The sequence below is a fragment of the Orbaceae bacterium BiB genome (assembly GCA_036251205.1).
GTDB lineage: Bacteria > Pseudomonadota > Gammaproteobacteria > Enterobacterales > Orbaceae > Orbus > Orbus mooreae.
This window is the reverse complement of sequence record CP133958.1, coordinates 849,992-873,478: the sequence shown is the minus strand read 5'-3', so window position 1 is coordinate 873,478 and position 23,487 is coordinate 849,992. Positions and strand designations below refer to the sequence as shown.

The window sequence follows — 23,487 nt, the reverse complement described above, 5'->3', positions numbered from 1 at the left end:
AGTCCATCAAAACTAGACTAAAGTTATATTAAAAATAATAGTTTAGTAACGTCATTAGGATAGGCATAACGAGCGTTAATAAAAATCCTTGTACAATCGCGGGTGGGACTATCATCATACCACCGCCTTTTTGCAACATAGGCAGCGTAAAATCCATTGATGTCGCACCGCACACACCAAGTGCAGTGAATTTAAAACGTTTAATTAAGCTAGGAATTAAAATAATTGCAGTAAGTTCTCGCATAATATCATTTAAAAATGTGATACTGCCAATAACGGCTCCCTGAGCTTCAGTCATCAATATCCCTGATAACGAATACCAACCGAAACCAGATGACATAGCAAGCGCTGTATTCACTGATAAATCTAATATATATGATGCAATCAAACCACCTAACAGGGCGCTTAATATCACAATAGTGGTAGTCATCATACCCACTTTATTAATTAAAATTTGTTTAACCGTTATGTTGTTGCTGCGCAGTTGAATACCGACAAGGACTAATAGAATAACTAAAATAATTTTAGTAGCTAATCCATTGTATTGCCAGAACGATAAAGGAATCAAACCACATATAAATCCAAGAATTAGAGCAAAGCAGATTCGTAACGATTCTAAGATCATTTTAAAACGAGATGTGACGGGTTCACTATTTTGATTACTATTACGCCATGGTAAAAAAATATCAATAACCAGTAAGAAAAGCATATTCATACCAAAAGTACAGACGAATAAGATCAAGGTTGATGAAATAATCGTCGTTAAATTGGTAAGTAGATCGTCAAGTTGAGCTAACTCAATACCCATAATAAACAAAATGAGATAGACAATAAGGCTCAACGACTTATTAATCTTATCAATCCATAATTTGTTTGATAATTTTATTAAATAACCCGTAAACAGAGGTACTAATGCGATTAGAATGCCGAAGAGCATAGAATAACCTTTTAAAAATATATTATTGTAATGTTGAGAGTTGATTATTGATTTTTTCTATTAGAGTATCTAATAGTGCATAACGATTACGATACTCTGAACGTTTTTTACTCACGATATCTTCAATTGGCTTACGGGCAACGTTATTTGGCAGAATAAATAATCCTTCACTATTCTCTTTACCATCAATTGTTTGCCAAAAATCATTAAAATCCGAGTGTATTTGTTTGAATCGACTTTTGTAGCGCCAATTATTATAAATATGAGTTGTATTACTTACAGCAACAATTTGTTCTAGTTGGAAAAAATTCGCTAAAATAAGTGCACTTTCGACAACTAAACGTTTAGGGAATAGGCCAAAACATGCTTTAGTCGCTTGTTGGATTGCTGATCTTGCGTCTTGGTGGTTAGATCCTTGTAGCCCTGCAATAAATAGTGTCGATTTACCCTGATATTCGATAATTGAAAAAGTCAGTGTAGCAAGATCAACATTATTTTGATCATAGGCATAAAGACTAATCTCTCCTTCACGAGCATATTTATCTTCGGCTTGGATAAATAGGCGAATAATATCGTCATTTTTAGCCGTCAATTCAGCCAATAAATAGGCCTTTTCACCATAAAAAGCGTGCGTTACTTTATCATTATGTGATGATAAAAAATCATAGTGGTAGACCAATGCTTGTAAACATTCTTTATTTTTCATACATGTTGATAAATAAGGGCGTTGTAACTTACAAGGCAGATTGGTTTGTCTAGACAAAAAATAACCGAGTAATCGATAATTAGCAAGATGCTCAAGCCAATTAAAGGTACGAGGTGCTAAAAACAGTGAACGTAAGACAAATTTACAACGGTAGCCCCATTTTTGCCAAAGCGGATTCAGTTTAAGCTGGCCAGAGTATAGCCATTTAAATAGCACCATTTTATTTTTTGGGGGAACAATATCAGTAATCTTATTCATCTATTTTGTGTGTCAATAATTTTAATTTGGCTATAAATCAGCAGTAAAAATGAGTATGATAACCGATAAAGTGTGATTAGTAGAGTATTAAATATGAGCAAAGAGCGAGTTGTTGAAAAATTCAACGTGAAAAGCATGGCACCACCTGCTAAATATCAGGTGATTTTATATAATGATGACTATACTACTATGGATTTTGTCATTGAGGTATTAATGCATTTCTTTGGTCATGATGAAAATAGAGCCACACAAATTATGTATGCTGTACATAAAGAGGGAAAAGGAATTTGTGGCGTGTACTCTGCTGAAATTGCTGAAACGAAAGTTTTTCAAGTTACTCAGTATGCACAGGAGCATCAATTCCCACTTAAATGTACCATGGAAAAATTACCATCATGATGAATAAACAACTACAGTTAGTGATTAGCGAGGGATTTAACGAGGCGCAATCATTAGGTTATGAATATTTTACTGTTGAACAGCTGTTACTTGCACTCTTAAACGATAAAATGGTCATTAATGTGTTAACTAATCTGGATATTGATGTTGAAAAGTTATTTACAGAGTTAACCTTTTATATTGAGGATAATGCCAGCTATTTACCTTGTTATCAACATGAACTATTAACTGAGCCAACTATTGCATTTCATCGAGTGATTGAACGGGCTGTAATGCAAGTACAATCGGCAGAAAAAAAAGAAGTGACCTCTTGTGATGTATTGGTCGCCATTCTTAGTGAAGAAGAGTCATACGCGGCTTATTTATTAAATAGTTTTAATTTAGATTGGTTGAAATTAATAAGTTATTTATCTCACCAAATTCCAATGCATGAAAGTGATGAGGAACAACAGAATGTATCTACTGAATCCGACGCATTATCGCGCTATACCGTTAATCTTAATCTATTAGCACAGCAAGGACGTTTAGACCCATTAGTTGGCCGACAGCTTGATATTGAAAGAGTTATGCAAATTTTATGTCGACGACGTAAAAATAATCCGATTTTAGTCGGTGAGGCTGGTGTCGGTAAAACGGCAATTGCTGAAGGTTTGGCATGGTTAATTGAACAAAATAAGGTTCCTGATGTATTAGCTAATGCGACTATTTATTCGTTTGATATTTCCTCGCTGATTGCTGGTGCAACTTATCGGGGGGATTTTGAAAAACGCTTTAATGAACTCGTGAAGGCACTTGAACTGCAATCAAATAGTATTTTATTTATTGATGAGATTCATATGATTATTGGTGCTGGTGCAACGGGTGAAAGTAAACTAGATGCAGCTAATTTACTCAAACCACTGTTATCATCAGGAAAAATTCGCGTTTTTGGTTCTACAACCTACCAAGAATATAGTCGAATCTTTGAAAAAGATCACGCTTTAGCTCGACGTTTTCAAAAAGTTGATATTATTGAGCCATCGATCGCTGATAGTATTAAAATTTTGCAAGGGCTAAAAAGTTACTATGAACAGTATCATCAAGTTCACTATACAACAAAGGCGTTAAAATCGGCGGTTGAGCTATCGGTAAAATATTTACCTGATCGCTTTTTGCCTGATAAAGCGATCGATTTAATTGATGAAGCTGGCGCTAAAAATACACTTTTACCGATTAAACAACGCAAAAAAACGATTAATGAGAGTGATATTGAAAAAATTATCGCCAAAATTGCTCGAATTCCTGAAAGTACAGTATCTAGCTCTGACAAAAGTAAATTACAAAATCTACCAGCAGAGTTAAAATCAGCTGTATTTGGTCAAGATAAAGCGATTAATGTCCTTTGTGATGCGATAACTTTAAATCGAGCTGGTCTCGGTGGTGAGCATAAACCGATTGGTTCATTCTTATTTGCAGGGCCAACAGGTGTAGGTAAAACAGAGGTCACGTTACAATTAGCGAAATTACTTGGTGTTGAGTTATTGCGTTTTGATATGTCTGAATATAAAGAACCTCATACAGTGAGTCGACTAATTGGTTCTCCTCCTGGTTATGTTGGACATGAGCAGGGGGGATTGCTGACAGAACAGGTAATTAAACATCCATATGCCGTGTTATTACTTGATGAGATAGAGAAAGCTCACCAAGATATTTATAATTTATTACTACAAATTATGGATAATGGTACATTAACCGATACTAACGGACGTAAAGCTGATTTTCGTAATATTATTTTAGTTATGACAACCAATGCAGGTGTAAAGGAAACAATTAAATCTTCAATTGGATTTACAAATCAAGATAAAAGTCATGATGCGTTATTTGAAATCAACCATACTTTTAGCCCTGAGTTTCGAAATCGATTAGATAATATTATTTGGTTTGAGCATTTAAGCCAGTCGATTATGTCAAAAATTGTTGATAAATTTGTTGCCGAACTTGCCCAACAACTAGCCGCTAAACAGGTGACAATAGCGATTACGAATGAAGCTAAAATATGGCTAGCACAGAAAGGTTATGATAAGGCAATGGGGGCAAGACCAATGACTCGTGTCATTCAAGAACAGCTTAAAAAACCGATTGCTCAAGAGTTACTATTTGGTCAATTGCAGCAAGGTGGAAGAATTAAAGTGACGTTGAAAAATGATAAACTTAACTTCATCTATCAAGGTAAGTCTTCATTAACCTCATAAAGTGTATTAAGCTTAATTACTACTCAAATAAAAACAGCGCTATCTCTTTTTGATTAGCGCTGTTTTGTTTTACCGCAGTTCTATTTGATGAGATTTAGTAAATAGCCTTATAAAGTGCAGCGATCTCGCTGACATTTGTATCACGTGGGTTTCCACCTGTACATACATCATCAAAAGCAGCTTGCGCTAAAGCTGGAATATCTTCTAATTTGACACCAATCTCTTTTAATGTAGCAGGAATTCCAACATCTTTATTTAACTGTGTTACAGCATCAATAGCTGCTTTACGAGCAGTATCAATACTCATCATTTCAGTTCCTTTTACACCGATTGCTTTAGCTATATCTCGGTATTTATCTGCTGTAAACTCAGCGTTATAGCTCATGATGTGTGGTAGTAGAACCGCATTTGCTACGCCATGTGGTGTACCATAAAAGGCCCCTAATGGGTGTGCCATACCATGTACTAAGCCTAATCCTACATTTGAAAAACCCATTCCCGCAATATATTGACCAAGTGCCATGTCTTCGCCACCTTTAGCGACACCATTCACTGAATCACGAAGTGAACGACCAATCACCTCGATTGCTTTAAGGTGGAACATATCTGATAGTTCCCAAGCACCTTTAGTAATATAACCCTCTATTGCATGAGTTAATGCATCAACTCCCGTTGCTGCTTTTAAGCTTTTTGGCATACTATTCATCATTTCTGAATCGATAATAGCGACGGCCGGAATGTCATGAGGATCGACGCAAACAAATTTACGTTTTTTCTCTTCATCGGTAATAACATAATTGATAGTGACTTCAGCAGCTGTTCCAGCAGTGGTTGGGATTGCAATAGTAGGTACTGCGGCTTTTTTAGTTGGGGCAACACCTTCGAGGCTACGGACATCGGCATATTCAGGATTATTAATAATAATTCCAATTGCTTTTGCCGTATCTTGTGGAGAACCACCACCGATTGCGATTAAATAGTCCGCACCAGATTGTTTAAATACACTGACACCTTTTTGTACAATACCGATAGTTGGATTAGGCATAACTTCATCAAATATTTGATAAGGTAAGCCCGCTTTATCAAGTAAATCGGTAACTTTAGTTGCAACCTTAAATTTAATTAAATCTTTATCTGTGACAACTAATGCTTTTTTAAAACCGCGTTTTTTAACCTCATCGACGACGTTGCTGATCGAGCCTGCACCGAAGTATGATGTCTCATTTAAGATCATACGATAAGCCATTTAAAACTCCTTTACCTATTTTAATTACAATTACAAGTTCAAATATTCTTTATCATTACAGTCCGAAAAGTTTATCTAAGGCGGCTAATTGCTCTGTATTCAATTTTCCACCGAAGTTACGGGAAATTGGTTCCATATAACCAAACTTACGTGAAACGGTTGTTTTAATTGTGGTTACAAAATCATCTCCGATAGCATAAATACCGGAAAGTATACCAATCTCTTTATATAATTCAGTAACTGTACTCAGATCATCTTTGGTATAAGCTTGCATAATTTGGGCAAAAAGTTCAGGCACAACGTTATTAAGACCTGATAATACGCCAGCACCACCATTCATTAAATTAGGGACTAAATATTCATCAAAGCCGGCTAGTACTGAAAACTGCTCTTTGAGTGGGGATGCAGCTCTAACAATTGAACGAGTGTGAGATGCACAGTCTACGGTATCTTTGATACCAATGAATTTAGGACATGCTTTGATCAGTTTAGTCACTAACGTGGCATCTACATCACAACCAGTGCGTGCTGGAAAATTATAAATTAACCAATCACCAGCAAATTTAGAGTCTAAAAACTGGTAGTATTCAAAAAGTTGGTTGGGAGTTTGAGCATAATAGTAGTGTGGCAATGCCATAACTGCATCATAATTATTGTCAAATGCAGCATCTGCTAATCTAAGCATATCATCAATTACAGTTGTTGATACATGAGCAATAACCGGTAAATCGGTCATTTTTTTTGCTTCTTTAATCAACATTAAGCGTTCTTCAATACTTAAAGTAACAAATTCACCGATAGTACCGTTTAAAAGGATACCATTAATACCAGAGTCAGTGAGTCTTTTCAGGTGTTTTTCTAAACCGTTGAGATCAATTTTTCCATTAGCTGAAAATGGAATGATAGAAGGACAAATCGCGCCATGAAATTTTGCTTTTTGATAATTTTTGACAGTCATAGTAATTCCTTATTTTTACACCAGTATATTGAGTTTGATATCAATATAATAATGTAATAGTTAAAAAGCAACCAATTTTACGCATTTGTGATAACAATCTTTTATTATTGTGAAATACATCAAAATTATAATCGTTATTCTTTAATCTGCTTAAATTTGAGTGATAGATCTATTTACAAGTATTATCAGAAAAATTGATATAACATTAGGCTTTTTATCAAAGTAATTAGGTGGATGTTAGTTAAGGCATTGAGTGTTTATTAGCTGATAAGAATATAGGCATTACATAGGTAATGCCAATTTAGATAAATTATATTTTTATACTAGAATGCATATCTACAGCAATTTTATAACGAAATAACTGAAGCAGATGATTTAAAATTTCATTTTAGCCGAAAGCTGATTAGCAGCTTCAATAACATAGCTTGCTAATAGATCGATTTTATCTTTGGGCATTTGAAAGGTGACACCAGAAGCACTAATTGCGGCAATCACCCGACCATTTCGATCAAAAACGGGTACAGCAATACAGGTGATTCCTTCATAATCTTCACCGTCATCAAATGCCCAACCATTTTGGCGAACCTTTGCAAGCTGCGTTTTAAAGGCCGTACGTGTTGTAATCGTTGTATTAGTATGTGCGGGTAAATCCTCATCAGGTAACAAAATATCAACTTGCTCTTCCGGTAGCCAAGCGAGTAATACTTTACCTAAACCCGAACAATGTAGGGATAATCGTTTACCTAACCAGCTTTTAATCGTGATGGCATTCGGGCTGTCAACTTTAACTAAATAAATAGCCGAATTGCCGTCTAAAATTCCTAAATGGCAAGTCAGATTAGTTTTATCCCGTAATTGTGTTAATGGTTCAATAGCTAAATCTCGAATATTAAATTGGGCAACCGATTTATTACCGAATTCGTAAAATACTAATCCCAAAAAATATTTCCCTTCATTCTGTCTTAATAGACCGTTGGCAACAAGACTTGCCAACAGTGCTGAAGTGGAGCTTTGAGGTAAGGATAATCCTTGATATATTTGGGTATAAGTTGATCCGCCATTGTCAGCAATAAAGTGAAATATACGCGTTGCTTTGTCAATTGCTGGAGCTTGGGTTGATATTACATTCATTGATGTTTATGGCTTAAAGTTAAATATTAATCATTATAATTAGTATAAATGATTTTGTTATTTTCGGATATATTTGCTTCAGTGGTATTTCCTGATTTGAAACAGCACTATGATAGCTAATAACGACTTATCACAATTTAAATAAACAATAGCGCGGAATAATATTGACACATTTTAATTATTGTTCAAAATGCATCTAATTATTTTTAGTATAAGGGATCATTATGAAAAATCGATTAAATATTAATTGGGATGACTTCCTCACCAATTATTGGCAAAAAAAACCCGTAGTATTACGCCAAGCATTCCCTAATTTTATTGACCCGATCTCGCCTGATGAATTAGCGGGATTAGCGGTTGAAAGTGAAATAGAAAGCCGTATTGTCACGAATAAAGACGGAAAGTGGGATGCAAAGTATGGTCCATTTGAAGAGTTTGATGAATTAGGCGAAAGTAATTGGAGTTTATTAGTTCAAGCCGTGGATCATTGGCACCTTGAAGCGGCAACTTTAGTTGAGCCATTTCGAGTATTACCACATTGGCAGTTTGAAGACTTAATGATCTCTTATGCTACGCCTCAGGGTGGTGTCGGTCCACATATTGATAACTATGATGTATTTATTACGCAAGGTATGGGAAAACGCCGCTGGAAAGTTGGTGATCGTAATCCTAATTATCATCAATTTAGTGCTCATCCTGCCTTATTACATGTCGAAGCTTATGAGCCAATTATTGATGAAGAACTTAATCCCGGTGATATTCTCTATATTCCAATTGGCTATCCTCATAATGGTGTGAGTTTAACTGAATCATTAAGCTATTCGGTTGGTTTTAGAACGCCAACATCACAAGAGATGTTAAGTGGTTTTGCCGATTATATCTTAGATAACGTTCCTAAGGGGATTTTTTATCAGGATCCGAGTATGCAGCTTTCCGACAAACCATATCAAATACACTCTTATGAGATTGAAATGCTAAAATCACAAATGTGTGCATTAATTCATAATAATGAGCTGTTTATTGATTGGTTTGGTAAGCAAACAAGTCAACCAATGCATGAATTAAATATTATTCCATTAGATCCACCTTATTCATTTGATGAACTGGTTGAGGAGGTCGCGAGCGAAGGCGCGTTATATCGTGTACCAAGCATTCGTATCTTTAAATTAGGTAATCAAGGTTATATTCATGGCGAAAAGCTTGAGTTACCAGAAAAATATATTGATCTATTGTGTCAAAAAGAGCAATTGACGTTAGATGATCTACAAGATGACACTTTATTACAAGGATTATTAAAATTCATTAATAAAGGTTATTGGTACTTTGAGTAAATGAAAAATCAATGGGGCAAGTTGCCCATTGAAATGCGTTTGTATTAATTATTAATACCGACTGTATTAACAAAAATCATATTGGTTGTACCGACTTTACCTAGTGGAACACCTGCTGTAATGATAATTTGATCACCTTTTGTTAAGTATTTGCTATTCACACATTGATTTATTGCATCGCGGATCATGAGTTCGGTATTTTTTGCTTTCTCTTTACCTTTAATCGGAATCACGCCCCAAACTAGCTGCAATTTACGTAATGTTTTTACATAAGGAGAAACGGCAAATATCGGCGCCATTGGGCGATATTTTGATATCATTTGTGCTGTTGTGCCACTCTCTGTTATGGTGATAATTCCTTTGGCACTAAGTTCATGACTAACTTGTACTGAAGCGTGACAAATAGCGTTAGTCGTAAATGTTTTATGAAAACCGTATCGTGATAGGCTCAGTTCTGTATCTAGCGTTGGTTCGATACATTTTGCAATTGTTGTCATTGTTTGTACCGCTTCAATTGGGTAAGAGCCTGATGCTGTTTCACCACTAAGCATAATAGCATCACTACCATCTAAAATAGCATTTGCGACATCACTCGCTTCAGCTCTTGTTGGTCTTGGATTAACTGTCATACTTTCTAGCATCTGTGTTGCAGTAATAACAGGTTTACCTGCTTGATTACATAGTTTGATCATTTGTTTTTGTAGTAGTGGTACTCGTTCAGCTGGAATTTCAACACCCAGATCACCTCGGGCGACCATAAAACCATCGGCTAAATTGAGTATCTCTACCATATTTTTAACACCTTCGGCATTTTCAATTTTAGCAATAATTTGTACAGATGAATTATGTTGTTCAAGTAATGTTTTGATCGATTTGACATCTTCTGCCCGTTGAACAAACGAAGCTGCAATAAAATCAATATCTTCATCAATACCAAATAAGATATCAGAAATATCTTTATCTGATAAAAAAGGTAAGCTTAAATTAGCGCCCGGAACCGCTACTCGTTTATTATTACTCATTTCACCGGTATTTTCGATTGTTGTTATAATATCAAGACCATCTATTTTTTTTACGGTTAATCTAACGAGTCCGTCTGATAATAAAATACTATCACCAATATTTACCTCTTTGGATAGTGGTTTATGATTAATCGATACAATCGTTTCATCACCTTCAACCTCTCGACCTGTTAACGTAAATTGATTATCTTTTTTTAAGATAACTTTACCTGTTTTGAATTTTCCTAAACGCATTTCAGGACCTTTGGTATCTAACATAATCGCAATTTGCACGTCTAATTTATCTGCGATTTGTCTGACTAAACGCATATGCTTTTGGTGACTTTGCTGATCACCATGGGAGAAATTAAATCGAGCGACATTCATGCCATTTAAAATTAAAGATTCAATCACTTCAGGCTGGGTTGTTGATGGACCCATTGTACAAACAATTTTGGTTTTTTTCATAGTATCCTCAGTGTTAATAATTAATTGCATCTTATAAAATAGACTAACTGTTACCAAAAAGCTGACTAAATTGATTTATCGTATTATCGTCTCATAAATTTTAATCATAAACCTAATTTTATTATGGTTAATATAAAAAATGTTATTCATTTAATAAATAACATTTTCTCTTTTAAGATCTTTATTTTACTAAATTTAATTTAATGATTTTATTTCAATAAGTTAGTTTTCAATTTAATGATATTACTCTTTTTTATTAGATTTGATTTTGTATTATTCTGTTTAATGGCATATATTTTGCTTTATCTAGCAAGATAGTAGAGAATACCCAATATTTTTTTAAAACAGATAATTTGAATATTAAGAACATGATTTGAGGTAACAATGAAAACAGTGTCTGAAATTCCTAGTCGCAATGGAAGCGACAAAGCTACACCTTATCAAAAGAAAACGTTATTTGCTTCAACAGTTGGTTACGCGTTAGATGGCATGGATATCATGTTGTTAGGTTTCTGTTTATCAATGATTATGACATCATTTAATTTAACGGGTACTGAAGCGGGTGTTCTCAATACAATTACCTTATTAGGTGCTGTTTTAGGTGGAATTATTTTTGGTATTCTTGCTGATAAATATGGACGGGTAAGAGTATTTTCATGGACGATTTTGATATTTTCTGTGTTTACTGGTCTTTGTGCTATTGCACCAAATTATGAAACTTTTGCACTATTTCGGTTTTTAAGCGGTTTAGGATTAGGTGGTGAGTTCGGTATTGGGATGACATTAGTTTCAGAGTCTTGGCCAAAGCATAAACGTTCAAGAGCAACATCTATCGTCGCGTTAGGATTTCAGGGCGGGATCATTCTGGCAACATTAACTGTAAATTATATTGGTGATGCATGGGGATGGCGAGCGGTATTTGCGGTAGGTGTGTTACCCGCTATATTTGTAGCATGGACACGTAAGGGACTTGCTGAACCAGAAATTTGGCAAAACTTAAAAGATAATAATAAAAATAAAATTTCAGTCGGTAAATTATTTGAAACACCTCGGACAACATTAACAACAATTGGTTTAACTATCGCTTGTGCAGTACAAAACTTTGGTTTTTACGGATTAATGGTGTGGATGCCGACCATGATCGCTACTGAACTAAAATTACCATTCAAAAACACAACATTTTGGGCTATTTCAACTACTTTAGGTATGTCACTGGGTATTATTGTATTTGGCTGGTTATGTGACAAATTAGGTCGTCGTCCATCTTATATTATCTTTTTATTAGTCTCTGCGTTATCAATATGGATCTATTTCCATCAAAAAGATATGACCATACTGATTATTTTCGGGGCGGCAATCGGATTCTTTGTTAATGGCATGATGGGCGGATATGGTGCTTTACTTGCTGAACATTATCCAACTGATGCGCGTTCTAGTGCTGAGAATATTATTTTTAACGTTGGGCGTGGTATTGCTGGGTTAGCTCAGATATTAATTGGTTATTTAGCAACACAATACTCAATTAGTTATGCATTAGCACTATTATCAGCCGCTTATTTATTATCTGCTTTTGCTTTTGTATTTTTAATACCAGAAACAAAAGGTAAAGCTTTACAATAACTTTTTACTACGCTGTTCTCATCTGGTAACAGGTGAGAACAAACCTTGCCTACCTTCTTAACTCATCAATAATAACAATACCTGTAATAGATTATTGAGATGTTGCTTTTTCACCTATTTACCTGCATATTAGCAGTGGTTTCTTATTTCTTTCAAAGAGGTATCTATTATGCAAAAACGAACTAATGAAGTAACAATGAAAGGTAACCCAGTTACTTTACTTGGTAATGTGATCAAAGTTGGTGATGTAGCACCTGATTTTATGGTGTTAGATATGAACCTTACCCAAGTTAAGTTATCTGATTTTAAAGGTAAAGTAAAAATTATTAATGCTGTACCCTCTGTTGATACTTCAGTGTGTAATGCACAAGTACACCGTTTTAATGTAGAAGCAGCTAAACTGAAAGATGTGGTAATTTTTTCAGTAAGTGCTGATTTACCTTTTGCTTTGAGTCGTTACTGTGCTGCTGAAGGTATTGATGCAGTGAAAGTAACATCGGATCATAAAGATTTAGACTTTGGTTTAAAATATGGCGTTGTAATTGAAGAATTACGTTTACTATCTCGGGCTGTGTTTGTTATCGATCAGCATGATAAAGTGGTATATGTTGAATACGTTAAAGAAGTGACCAATGAACCTGATTATGCAAAAGCTTTAGCTGCTGCACAGGCATGTAAATAATCGCTTAATTATTATTCTTCTATTCTTCATTAAGAATGAGTAGAAGAATACTATTGCTGTTTAATTTATATCAAATTATAATTACCATTCATTTAGCCATTCTTATTTCATATCATGCATTTATTTCCTGTTATTCATCGTACACGAGCTTGGCCGGCTATTTTATGCTTAGCATTTGCTGCGTTTATTTTTAATACCACTGAATTTGTCCCTGTTGGGTTATTACCCAATATTGCAGCTAGCTTTAATATGAGTGAGGCAAAAACAGGCTTATTAATTACGAGTTATGCTTGGGCTGTTTCTTTATTATCTTTACCATTGACTATACTCACAGCAAAATTTGAGCGCAAAAAATTACTTATTTGCCTTTTTTTACTATTCATCATTAGCCATATATTAGCTGGTTTTGCTTGGAATTTTATTAGTCTAATGGTTGGACGAATTGGGATTGCATGTTCTCATGCCATATTTTGGGCGATTACAACCCCCTTAGCGGTCAGGCTTGTACCTAACGGTAAAAAAGCGAAAGCTATGGGCTTTATTGTGGCTGGTTCTTCAATGGCAATCGTATTAGGCGTGCCTATTGGCACATTGATCGGTCAATTAGTGGGTTGGCGAATTACGTTTCTATGTATTGCGGCCGTTGCATTTATTATTATGCTCGCTTTAGTTTATTTACTTCCTGAATTACCAAGTAATAATGTGCAATCTTTACATAGCTTACCGGCATTACTGAAAAGACCAACATTAGTCCATATCTATATTCTCACGGCTATTATCGTTACTGGACATTTTACTGCTTACACTTACATTACTCCATTTATGCACCAAATAGGTGGATTTGATGATGATTTTGTTGTGTTATTACTATTATGTATTGGATTGTCGGGGATTATTGGTAGCATTATTTTTGCTGCTTATGGTGATAAATATCCTATCTCACTATTTATTTATACTTTAGTGCTTTTAATTGTGTGTCTCGTTTTACTTTATGTAGTAGCTCTACATTTTGCAAGTTCAATCCTATTATGTTTAGTATGGGGCATTGCTATTACTGTATTTGGTATGTTAATGCAAAATAAATTACTTGAAGTCGCCCCTGATGGGACCGATATTGCGATGTCGGTATATTCGGGTATCTATAATATTGGTATTGGTGGTGGGGCATTAGTCGGTAGCCAAGTTTTATTACACTTATCTATTGGGGATATTGGTTACATCGGTTCAGGATTTGTGACTGTTGCGTTGATATTATTTATGTTATTTTCTCGTCATATCTGGTTAGTTGGACAAAAAAATGCCCAACAAAATGTTGGGCCAAGATAAGGAATAGGGAAACAATGAATAATCATTGAGGTTTTATTATCACTTATTTTTTCTTTTTTGTGTGTAATTGCAGTGCAAAGGTTGCTTAAAGAGTGTCTGTTTTTTAGTTGATAACAGTAAAGAGATTATTACACTTTACTTAAAGGGGTTTTTTAGCACTGTTGATCAATTAGCGTTATAATAGATACAAAAAGTATTTGGGTTTAAATACAATTAATAAAATATGCTATTATGATAATTCAATTAAAATCCTACTTATGTTTATTATTGATGGGCTTTGGCGTTGCTATGATTTCTGGTTGTACGCCAAAATCGAGTGAGCCATCATTGCGGCTAAATAATTTTTATCAAGTTTCTGATGATGTATATCGCTCTGGTCAGCCATCAAAAGATCAAATGGCTCAATTAGAGCAGCAGGGTATTAAATCGATTATTAATTTACGAGCAATGCATAGCGATCGTGACGAGGTTGATGGAACAAATTTAACCTCTTATTGGGTAAGAATAAATGCCGGTAATATTACCGATGAGAAGATGATCTCAGTTCTTAAACTAATCAAAAAATCAACAAAACCAGTTCTTATTCACTGTTGGCATGGTAGTGATCGCACTGGTGTTACGATTGCAATGTATCGTTTAGTCTTTCAAAATTGGTCAAAGCAGGCCGCAATTGATGAATTGATGCAACCTGAGTATGGTCATCACTATAATTATTATCCGAATATCGTTCAATATTTAGACAATGTTGATATTGATTATATTAAGGCTCAAGTATTGTAATTATATGATGATAAAAAAAATTTCCGCTAAATACCAATGGATGATTGTTATCATACTGGGTTTTATCATTACCTTGGTATTATATTTAAGCCAAGTTCCAGCTTCATTCTTACTTGGTCCTATGTTAGCGGGTATTATCGTTGGATTAAACCGTTTTGATATCTATATTCCAAAATCTCTATTTAATTTGTCACAAGGTATTTTAGGCTGTTTAACGGCAAAGGCAATTACCGCTAGTGTATTGATGGATTTGGTATCTTATTGGCAATTAGCTCTGGTTATTACGATATCGACTATTATTATTAGTATTGCTATTGGACTCTTTATTGTCCGTTTTTCAAATTTGCCTGGTTCAACCGCGATTTGGGGCATTATGCCTGGTGGCGCTTCTGCAATGGTTGGTATTTGTGGTGATTACGGTGCGGATCCTAGATTAGTTGCGTTAATACAATACTTACGAGTGATATTTGTTATACTCATGTTAGCTGTATTTTCACACTTTTTTGCTCAAGAGACGATGACAAATAATGGAAACAATGCTGTTTGGTTTGCAACCTCAAAAATTAATCTTCTCTATACTATATTGATTGCAATTATTGGGGTAGCTATCGCGAAAATTATTCGATTCCCATCTGGGCGAATTTTGCTATCAATGGTTATAGGTACTGTACTGCAGATTAATGGTATTGTTCAGTTAGAAACACCTTTATGGTTGTTATTACTTTGCTTTGGTTCTATTGGATTATCAGTGGGATTACGTTTTAATATTGCAGTTATAAAATTGGCCGTTAGATTATTGCCGATTATTTTATTATCAATTTTTATGATGTTGATTTTTTGCTATGGGCAAGCAATTTTATTACATTATTATTTAGGTCTTGACTATTTGACCTGTTTTTTAGCAACAAGCCCTGGTGGTTTAGAAACTTCAGTGGTTATCGCATTAGATACGCAATCTAATTTATCAATAATTTTGCCTTTGCAAATTTTACGGCTATTTAGTGTGTTAGTTTTTGGTCCGATTATTGCCCGTTATCTTTCAACTCGTTTTCATTAGTTGAAAGTGCTGTTAGATATTTTTTTATTCAACATATTGAAAAAGATGAATTAAATATGATAAATCGTAGCTTAAATATATTGATCGTTCTTTTGGTCCTACTTGTTGTCGGGATTGAAACCCATACTTATTGGTTTTATCAGCTTCGACCATGGCAACCATCTACCTCAATGGGTCGCCTTATTTTTTATTATAGCTTTTTTACCGTATTAACTAATCTTATGTTAGCGGCAAGTTGTTTAACTTTAGCTATTAAACCGACTTGTTCAAGTACTTTTTTTAGTGTTATTCGCTTAAATGGTTTAGTTGGGGTACTCATTACGATTATTATTTATAATATTTTGTTGCGAGGTGTTCATCGACCTCCAACACTCTTATTACAACTCGCGAATGAAAGTTTACATGTTGTGATCCCTATTTTAGGCTTATTAACATGGCTTATTTATGGACCTTTTGCTCGAATAACACTAAAGATTGTTCTTTACTCATTTTGTTCATTTCTGCTTTATGCAATCTATATTTTTGTGAGAGGACATATCACAGGGCAATATCCTTATCCATTTATTAATGTCAGTAAAATTGGCTATGAAAAAGCATTAATCGCAGCTGGCTTGATTGCTATGTTATTTTTTGTTTTAGTCGGATTTTTGAAGATTATTGCAATAATTAGGCTTAGAATAATCAAATAAAATCTATTTTTAGGAGAAACATATGAAATTATTTGTTTACGATCATTGTCCCTATTGTGTTAGAACTCGAATGATTTTAGGGCTAAAAAAAATTCCTTTTGAATTAATCATATTAGCAAATGATGATGAAGCAACTCCGATCAAGATGATTGGGCAAAAAATGGTACCAATTTTACAAAAAGAAGATGGTAGCTATATGCCTGAAAGTTTAGATATCGTTGATTATGTTGATCAACATTGCGGTGGGGCACCAGTTTTGAATGGACCTAAATCCGCAGCAATTGCAACTTTTTTAGATGATATTCAGCAGGTTGATTATACTTTGGTGTATCCGCGATATGTAAAAATCGGATTACCTGAGTTTAGTACACAAAGTGCCAGAGAATATTTTGAAAATAAGAAAAAACCTAAATCAGGTCCATTTAATGAATGTTTAACAAAAACTGAGCAGGTGGTTAAACAAGTTGAACCGTTGTTAGCACGTTTAGATGAGTTATTAGTTTCAGCAGATGCTTGTAATGGTACATTGTCGATTGATGATATTTGTTTATTCCCTATTTTACGTAATTTGACTTGTGTAAAATCGTTACGGTTCCCTGCAAAAGTGCAAGCCTATATTGAATCAATGGCTAAACAAAGTAATATCAATCTTTATTTTGAACGTGCAATCTAACAGGTTTTTAGATAAGAGTTGGTGAGTGAAATATTGACTCACTTAACTCTTTTATCATCGCGGTATATGGTTATCGATTTATATTTGCGAATGCTCTTTATTTTTGTTGAAAATAAATAAAAGTAATAAAATTAAAAATATTTTTATATTTAGTTATTTTGCCAATAAAGAGCGTGTGTTAAGTTGAATTTAAATATGAAATCCCGCATACTGGACAACATATTTATTTTAATTCTAACTATAACGAATGAGTAGAGGTTATTTTATGTTTACAGGTAGTATAGTAGCGCTCGTTACGCCTATGGATGTTAAAGGAAATGTAGACCGAGTAAGCTTAAAAAAATTAGTTGAATATCATATTGCCAGTGGAACATCTGCGATTGTTTCTGTTGGTACAACTGGTGAGTCCGCTACCTTAGATCATAAAGAACATATTGATGTTATCAAGCAGACTGTTGAATATGCTGCTGGTCGAATTAATGTTATTGCTGGAACTGGTGCTAATGCAACAGCAGAAGCTATTTTACTCACTAAACAAGTCGAAAAATTAGGTGTAGTAGGGTGCTTAACCGTAACCCCTTACTATAACAAACCAACTCAAGAAGGTTTATACCAACATTTTAAAGTGATTGCCGAAAATACTTCCTTACCACAAATCCTTTATAATGTACCAGGTCGAACAGGTTGTGATTTAAAACCTGAAACCGTCGCAAAATTAGCTAAAATTAGTAACATTGTTGCATTAAAAGATGCGACGTCTGACTTAGCTCGTGTTTATAAAACACGAAAATTGGTCGGTGATGACTTTAAGTTATTAAGTGGTGATGATGTTACCTTCTTTGAATTTATGTTACTTGGTGGTGATGGTATTATCTCTGTATCTGCTAATGTAGCTGCTCGTGAGATGGCGCGTATTTGTCAACTAATTACAGCGAAACGTATTAAAGAAGCTCGTAAAATTAATGATACGTTAGATTTATTACATAACAAATTATTTATTGAACCAAACCCAATCCCAGTTAAATGGGCATGTGAAAAAATTGGTTTGATTCAAAACTCAACAATGCGATTACCAATGACACCGCTGACAAATTCTTCTATTCCTGAAGTAGAAAAAGCGTTAAAATTGGCAAAATTATTATAAAATGGCTCTACGCCACTTAAGATAGAAAGAAAATTATGTTTAAACAAAGTTTAATTATTGTGTCATTATTCTCATTATTAATGACGGGTTGTAGTTCAGACTTAAGTTCTCAGCGTGAAGTTGATGGTAATCAAAACTATTTAAAATCACCTGAGTTAAAACCATTGATCGTGCCGGAATCTGTTTCAGTACCAACAGCATCGAATCAATATTATGTGTTTAAAGCTGCCGCAGATGGTAATATCGGTAAAGATATCGATATTCGACCACCATCTCTTGCGTTGCCAACAATTGCAGATAGTTATGCTGTTTATCAATCAGGTCTCATTCAATTAGATGTCCCTAATTATGTCGGTTTTTGGTCGCAAATCCCAACTATTTTACGCAATAATAATATCGCAATAAAAAGTGAAGATAGTTCAACGATTAAAACAGATATTCGCTTAGTTAATCGTATTAATGAAGAACAACCTGTCGAAGCAAGCTATCTTTTACAGCGTAAGATTAGTGGTGATCGAGAATATATTACAGTTGAGTTGGCTTCATTAAAACGAATGGGAGCCGATGTTTCTAGCCCGATTGAACGTCAGTATTATACGGTAGAGTTTTTTAATATGTTGATGAAGGCGGTTTCACCTTCTCAAAGTCAAGCAGGTAATTAGAATAGGGAGCTTTAATGCTCCTTAATTATTATTATTGTGATTTTATTAATATGGATCTAAACATGAAAAAGTGTGCTGAGTTATACCGTGGAAAAGCAAAAACTGTTTACACTACTGAAAATCCAGATTTATTAATTCTTGAATTTAGAAATGATACTTCTGCATTTGATGGTCAACGCATTGAACAACTTGATAGAAAAGGGATGATAAATAATAAGTTTAACTACTTTATTATGACGCAATTAAAAGCTGCGGGAATTCCTACCCAAGTAGAGAAACTTTTATCAGATAATGAAGTATTAGTTAAAAAGCTGACCATGATTCCTGTTGAGTGTGTTGTCCGTAATCGTGCAGCAGGCTCATTAGTGAGAAGATTAGGTGTTGAAGAGGGCTTTATTCTTAATCCGCCGACCTTTGAACTATTCCTAAAAAATGATGCTCTACATGATCCAATGGTAAATGAATATCATTGTAAATCATTCGGTTGGGCTACCGAGCAACAATTAGATAAAATGAAAGAACTGAGTTTTAAAATTAATACTATTTTAACTCAGATATTTGATCAGGCTGGTTTAATTCTTGTTGATTATAAATTAGAGTTTGGTCTATTTAAGGGAGAAATTGTTTTAGGTGATGAATTTTCTCCAGATGGTTGTCGACTTTGGGAAAAAGAGACACTGAAAAAAATGGACAAAGATAGATTTCGACAAGGACTCGGTGGTGTGATTGAGGCCTATGAAGAGGTTGCTCATCGTATTGGTGTTCCTTTATAATACGACTATTCGCTCTATATATCGACACTCTTTTAGGCGCCAATTGGCGCCTAAATTATTAAATAACCTTATATTTATGGGTTATAACTGTGTTATTCCCCATAATAAAATAAGGAGATAAATTAATATGATTGCTCAATTTGATGTAACTTTTTTTATTTTACTCGTTCTTGCTGCTATTTGTTATCTAACACATAACAATACAGTAACATTTGCAATACTATTGTTATTAATCTTTAAACTAACACCGCTGGCGACTTATTTTCCTATTTTAAACCATTATGGGTTAACTGTTGGGATCGTGATACTTACTGCAGCAATGATGGTTCCATTAGCCGATGGTTCATTAGCATTTAAAGATATTTTAAAATCTTTTACAACTTGGCAGTCTATTTTAGCTATTGCTGTTGGTATTTTAGTCTCTTGGCTGGGGACTCGCGGCGTCTCACTAATGGCAGCTAATCCTTCGATTATTAATGGATTGATTATTGGTACACTAATTGGCGTTGCTTTTTTCAAGGGGATTCCTGTTGGTCCATTGATTGCTGGCGGTATATTATCGTTGGTTCTTGGCAAGGGTTAATGATCTGTAATGAGTCAGTTATCGCGTAAGCTAATCATTTTGCAAGGAGATGATGAAGCAATCACTAAGCAACTTACGTACTTAAGTCAGCAGGCTCGTGGTGATTGGATCGTTATTTCTGAGCACAAAGTGTTAGGTTCATCAACTGAGCAATACTATCTTGATAAGCAGACCAAATCATTATTGGGTAGAGAATTTAAACATGCCATTTTTGATGCCAGATTGGCATTTAATTTAGATGCGTTAGCGATATTAGCAGGCACATTGGTTGCTGAAAGTTTACTTATTATAATTTTACCGAACAGTTTTAATCACTGGTATGATCAGGATAGCTTACGCTGGAGTGAGTTACCAGAGGCGATTTTAGTACCTAATTTTATTACTCACTTACATCACGTTCTTGTACAACAAGCACAGCAATATGCTGATTATTTTTATCAGTTAGTGCTTGAAAAACAACAACATGATTATTTTTTGTTTAATCAACTCTCTCAAAATACGATTTTAGTCGATAATCAAGAGACGCTATACAGCTATCAAGAACAACAATCTTTACTCACGCAAATTAGCAAACTTGATACTAGAATTATTATGGTAACAGCTAAACGAGGTCGTGGAAAATCAACGTTAGCAGGGTATTTTACTCATTATCATCATTGCTGGGTCACTGCACCTAATAAAAATGCACTGATGACATTTACACAATTTGCTACAACAGATACGCTCTTTTTTGCACCGGATGAGTTAATTAGTCAATTAAATGCACCGATCGCTAAACCTGATTGGCTTATTATTGATGAGGCTGCGATGATACCGTTACCTATGGTTGTGGCTCTTATCAATGGTTTTAAGCATGTATTGTTAACCAGTACAACTGATGGTTATGAGGGAACTGGACAAGGATTATTATTAAAACTGCTCAATCAGTACCAATCAACGGATTTTGCCTGTTTTCAGCTACATACTCCAATACGCTGGCTGCCTGATGATCCTGTTGAATATTTTGTTGATAGTCTTATTGTATCTGGTTTACCTAAAATAGATAAAAAAGTGATGGTACAACAACCAGATATTAAGTTTTTACAACAGAGTGACTTAGTTCTATCGCCAATGAAATTAAGTGCCTTTTTTGGTTTATTAAAATCAGCACATTATCGTACTACGTTAATTGATTTACGCCGCTTACTCGATGCTCATAACTTATCACTCTATAGTGCAGAATTTAGTGAACAACATATTGCTGGCGTTTTAGTTGCGATAAAAGAGGGTGGATTAACAGAAGAACTTGCTTTACAAATATTAAAAGGCTATCGCCGTCCAAAAGGTAATCTTGTTGCACAGTCCTTAGTTGCTCATGCCGGAGAGCCTCAGGCTGCTCAATTACGCTCGATAAGAGTGAATCGAATTGCAGTTTGTCAAACATTAAGACGACAGGGAATTGCTCGTTCTTTACTTGCTTATTTAATCGAACAAGCCAAAGTCGATCGGTGTGACTTTGTTTCAGCCAGTTTTGCATATTCAGCTGAAGTATATCAATTTTGGATGCAATGTGGTTTCCATGCTGTCCATGTTGGTACGCATAAAGAGGCAAGTAGTGGTAGTTATGCGGTGATGGTAATATATCCACTTAGCCCTGCTGGGAGCCACTTTTGTAACACTATGCGTAATAAGTTAACGCGTAATTGGTATTGGCTACAGCAGCTTATTGATATTGATTTACCGATTAATATCTCTACTGAACAGACGTTAAATAGTGATGATAAGTTACAGTTACTCTTATTTGCTACAACTTCGTATGCTTACACGGCGAGTTTTGCTGTATTATATCGTCTATTTGATTGGTTAAACAATTCGGGACAAAGATTAGAACAGGTACCCATTCTCACAATGTTAGTAACAAAACAGTTTGATGAGCAAGCTACAGTTAGCAACTTGGGATTATCAGGTAAAAGTCAATTATTAAAACTACTACGACAAGAAATTTATCAGTTTATAAAAATGCAGGGATTGATTAATGAATAAAAAAACAAGTTTTCAATATTTTTTGCAAGGATTGTCATTAATACAACAACCATCTATAAGACATTATGTCATTATGCCGATGCTTGCCAATATTATTATCATGTCTTTACTCTTTTATTGGTTTTTTGGCATGATCTCATCAGCTGTCGATTTAGGTCTTGATTATATGCCAAGCTGGTTACAGTGGTTGAGTTATGTGATCACTATTGTAGTTATTGCGACTTTTGTTATTTTTTTCTGTTACTTTTTTAGTACGATTACTAACATTATTGCAGCACCATTTAATGGCTTACTTGCAGAACAAGTGGAAGCTCATTTAACCAATTCACCAGCACCCGATGATTCTATATGGAGTTTTTTGAAAGATATTCCGCGAATCATGAAACGTGAATTACAAAAGTTAGTTTATTATATCGTCTGGTGTATTCCTCTTTTATTGACCTATTTTATACCAATATTCGGTCAGTTTGTTACACCGATATTATGGTTTATTTTTACGGCATGGATGATTAATATTCAGTATGCTGATTATGCGTTTGATAATCATAAAGTGAGCTTCTATCAGATGCGTCAATTGTTACAACAAGATAAGGTTGATAATACCTGTTTTGGTGCTTTAATTAGTATATTTACGATGATCCCTATTTTAAATTTGATTATTATGCCAATTGCGGTATGTGGTTCTACGGCAATGTGGGTCGATCGTTATCGTAATCAAATTTACTCTACTGAAAAAGAGATTGATTTCTTTAGATAATTTGAATGTATTTGTATTTACCTTACTTGAAAAATAAAAAACTCGCCATTAAG

The 23,487-nt window shown here is 34.5% G+C and carries 21 protein-coding genes and 1 pseudogene; 16 read left to right on the top strand and 6 right to left on the bottom strand.

Annotation, left to right across the window (positions count from 1 at the left end):
- Window positions 1–28 precede the first annotated feature (28 nt).
- Together RHO11_04110 and RHO11_04105 are read right to left on the bottom strand one after the other, a co-directional pair.
- The gene (locus RHO11_04110) at window positions 29–937 is read right to left on the bottom strand and encodes a lysine exporter LysO family protein (GenBank protein WVD62319.1); all 909 of its coding nucleotides are present in this window, start codon (window positions 935–937) and stop codon (window positions 29–31) included.
- A 22-nt stretch (window positions 938–959) separates the two neighbouring features.
- Window positions 960–1,901 (bottom strand): VirK/YbjX family protein, encoded by a 942-nt coding sequence (locus RHO11_04105; GenBank protein ID WVD62318.1) that lies wholly within the window; start codon window positions 1,899–1,901, stop codon window positions 960–962.
- Window positions 1,902–2,003: 102 nt separating this feature from the next.
- Here RHO11_04105 and clpS point away from each other — a divergent pair.
- A pseudogene (gene clpS, locus RHO11_04100) lies at window positions 2,004–2,300 on the top strand (ATP-dependent Clp protease adapter ClpS).
- Window positions 2,297–4,531 carry an ATP-dependent Clp protease ATP-binding subunit ClpA gene (gene clpA, locus RHO11_04095; GenBank protein WVD62317.1) on the top strand — a complete coding sequence of 745 codons (2,235 nt, stop codon included), beginning with the start codon at window positions 2,297–2,299 and terminating at the stop codon, window positions 4,529–4,531. Before clpS ends, clpA begins: the two are co-directional and overlap by 4 nt.
- A gap of 94 nt (window positions 4,532–4,625) precedes the next feature.
- On the opposite strand, the gene fucO is transcribed toward clpA, so the two are convergent.
- The 3 genes from fucO to RHO11_04080 all read right to left on the bottom strand — a co-directional run bounded on the left by fucO (window position 4,626) and on the right by RHO11_04080 (window position 7,866).
- Entirely contained in the window at window positions 4,626–5,777 is a 1,152-nt protein-coding gene (gene fucO / locus RHO11_04090; GenBank protein WVD62316.1) for a lactaldehyde reductase, read from the bottom strand.
- 55 nt (window positions 5,778–5,832) lie between these two features.
- The gene (locus RHO11_04085) at window positions 5,833–6,735 is read right to left on the bottom strand and encodes a dihydrodipicolinate synthase family protein (GenBank protein ID WVD62315.1); all 903 of its coding nucleotides are present in this window, start codon (window positions 6,733–6,735) and stop codon (window positions 5,833–5,835) included.
- A gap of 375 nt (window positions 6,736–7,110) precedes the next feature.
- Window positions 7,111–7,866 (bottom strand): IclR family transcriptional regulator, encoded by a 756-nt coding sequence (locus RHO11_04080; GenBank protein WVD62314.1) that lies wholly within the window; start codon window positions 7,864–7,866, stop codon window positions 7,111–7,113.
- A gap of 224 nt (window positions 7,867–8,090) precedes the next feature.
- Between RHO11_04080 and RHO11_04075 the strand changes: the two genes are divergently transcribed.
- Window positions 8,091–9,197, top strand: coding sequence for a cupin domain-containing protein (locus RHO11_04075; protein ID WVD62313.1), 1,107 nt, complete (start codon window positions 8,091–8,093; stop codon window positions 9,195–9,197).
- A 44-nt stretch (window positions 9,198–9,241) separates the two neighbouring features.
- Here RHO11_04075 and pyk read toward each other — a convergent pair whose 3' ends face one another.
- The gene (gene pyk, locus RHO11_04070; protein ID WVD62312.1) at window positions 9,242–10,666 is read right to left on the bottom strand and encodes a pyruvate kinase; all 1,425 of its coding nucleotides are present in this window, start codon (window positions 10,664–10,666) and stop codon (window positions 9,242–9,244) included.
- 384 nt (window positions 10,667–11,050) lie between these two features.
- On the opposite strand from pyk, the gene RHO11_04065 reads away from it, so the two are divergent.
- The 13 genes from RHO11_04065 to cysZ all read left to right on the top strand — a co-directional run bounded on the left by RHO11_04065 (window position 11,051) and on the right by cysZ (window position 23,434).
- Window positions 11,051–12,286: an MFS transporter gene (locus RHO11_04065; GenBank protein WVD62311.1), complete on the top strand. Its 1,236-nt coding sequence runs from the start codon at window positions 11,051–11,053 to the stop codon at window positions 12,284–12,286.
- Between the two features lie 169 nt (window positions 12,287–12,455).
- A complete protein-coding gene (gene tpx, locus RHO11_04060) occupies window positions 12,456–12,968 on the top strand; it encodes a thiol peroxidase (GenBank protein ID WVD62310.1) in 513 nt (170 codons plus the stop codon).
- 114 nt (window positions 12,969–13,082) lie between these two features.
- Window positions 13,083–14,294, top strand: a complete 1,212-nt coding sequence (locus RHO11_04055; GenBank protein ID WVD62309.1) for a sugar transporter — start codon at window positions 13,083–13,085, stop codon at window positions 14,292–14,294.
- A 231-nt stretch (window positions 14,295–14,525) separates the two neighbouring features.
- Window positions 14,526–15,074 (top strand): tyrosine-protein phosphatase, encoded by a 549-nt coding sequence (locus RHO11_04050; GenBank protein WVD62308.1) that lies wholly within the window; start codon window positions 14,526–14,528, stop codon window positions 15,072–15,074.
- 4 nt (window positions 15,075–15,078) lie between these two features.
- A complete protein-coding gene (locus tag RHO11_04045; protein ID WVD62307.1) occupies window positions 15,079–16,131 on the top strand; it encodes an AbrB family transcriptional regulator in 1,053 nt (350 codons plus the stop codon).
- A gap of 56 nt (window positions 16,132–16,187) precedes the next feature.
- Window positions 16,188–16,820 (top strand): Pr6Pr family membrane protein, encoded by a 633-nt coding sequence (locus RHO11_04040; GenBank protein WVD62306.1) that lies wholly within the window; start codon window positions 16,188–16,190, stop codon window positions 16,818–16,820.
- Window positions 16,821–16,842: 22 nt separating this feature from the next.
- Window positions 16,843–17,493 carry a glutaredoxin 2 gene (gene grxB / locus RHO11_04035; GenBank protein ID WVD62305.1) on the top strand — a complete coding sequence of 217 codons (651 nt, stop codon included), beginning with the start codon at window positions 16,843–16,845 and terminating at the stop codon, window positions 17,491–17,493.
- Window positions 17,494–17,758: 265 nt separating this feature from the next.
- Window positions 17,759–18,637, top strand: coding sequence for a 4-hydroxy-tetrahydrodipicolinate synthase (dapA, locus tag RHO11_04030; GenBank protein WVD62304.1), 879 nt, complete (start codon window positions 17,759–17,761; stop codon window positions 18,635–18,637).
- Between the two features lie 35 nt (window positions 18,638–18,672).
- Window positions 18,673–19,299 carry an outer membrane protein assembly factor BamC gene (gene bamC / locus RHO11_04025; protein ID WVD62303.1) on the top strand — a complete coding sequence of 209 codons (627 nt, stop codon included), beginning with the start codon at window positions 18,673–18,675 and terminating at the stop codon, window positions 19,297–19,299.
- A 62-nt stretch (window positions 19,300–19,361) separates the two neighbouring features.
- The gene (locus RHO11_04020) at window positions 19,362–20,072 is read left to right on the top strand and encodes a phosphoribosylaminoimidazolesuccinocarboxamide synthase (GenBank protein ID WVD62302.1); all 711 of its coding nucleotides are present in this window, start codon (window positions 19,362–19,364) and stop codon (window positions 20,070–20,072) included.
- A gap of 127 nt (window positions 20,073–20,199) precedes the next feature.
- Entirely contained in the window at window positions 20,200–20,655 is a 456-nt protein-coding gene (locus RHO11_04015) for a DUF441 domain-containing protein (GenBank protein ID WVD62301.1), read from the top strand.
- A gap of 9 nt (window positions 20,656–20,664) precedes the next feature.
- Window positions 20,665–22,677 (top strand): GNAT family N-acetyltransferase, encoded by a 2,013-nt coding sequence (locus tag RHO11_04010; protein ID WVD62300.1) that lies wholly within the window; start codon window positions 20,665–20,667, stop codon window positions 22,675–22,677.
- The gene (gene cysZ / locus RHO11_04005) at window positions 22,670–23,434 is read left to right on the top strand and encodes a sulfate transporter CysZ (GenBank protein WVD62299.1); all 765 of its coding nucleotides are present in this window, start codon (window positions 22,670–22,672) and stop codon (window positions 23,432–23,434) included. The genes RHO11_04010 and cysZ overlap by 8 nt, the downstream gene beginning before the upstream one ends.
- Window positions 23,435–23,487: the final 53 nt, after the last annotated feature.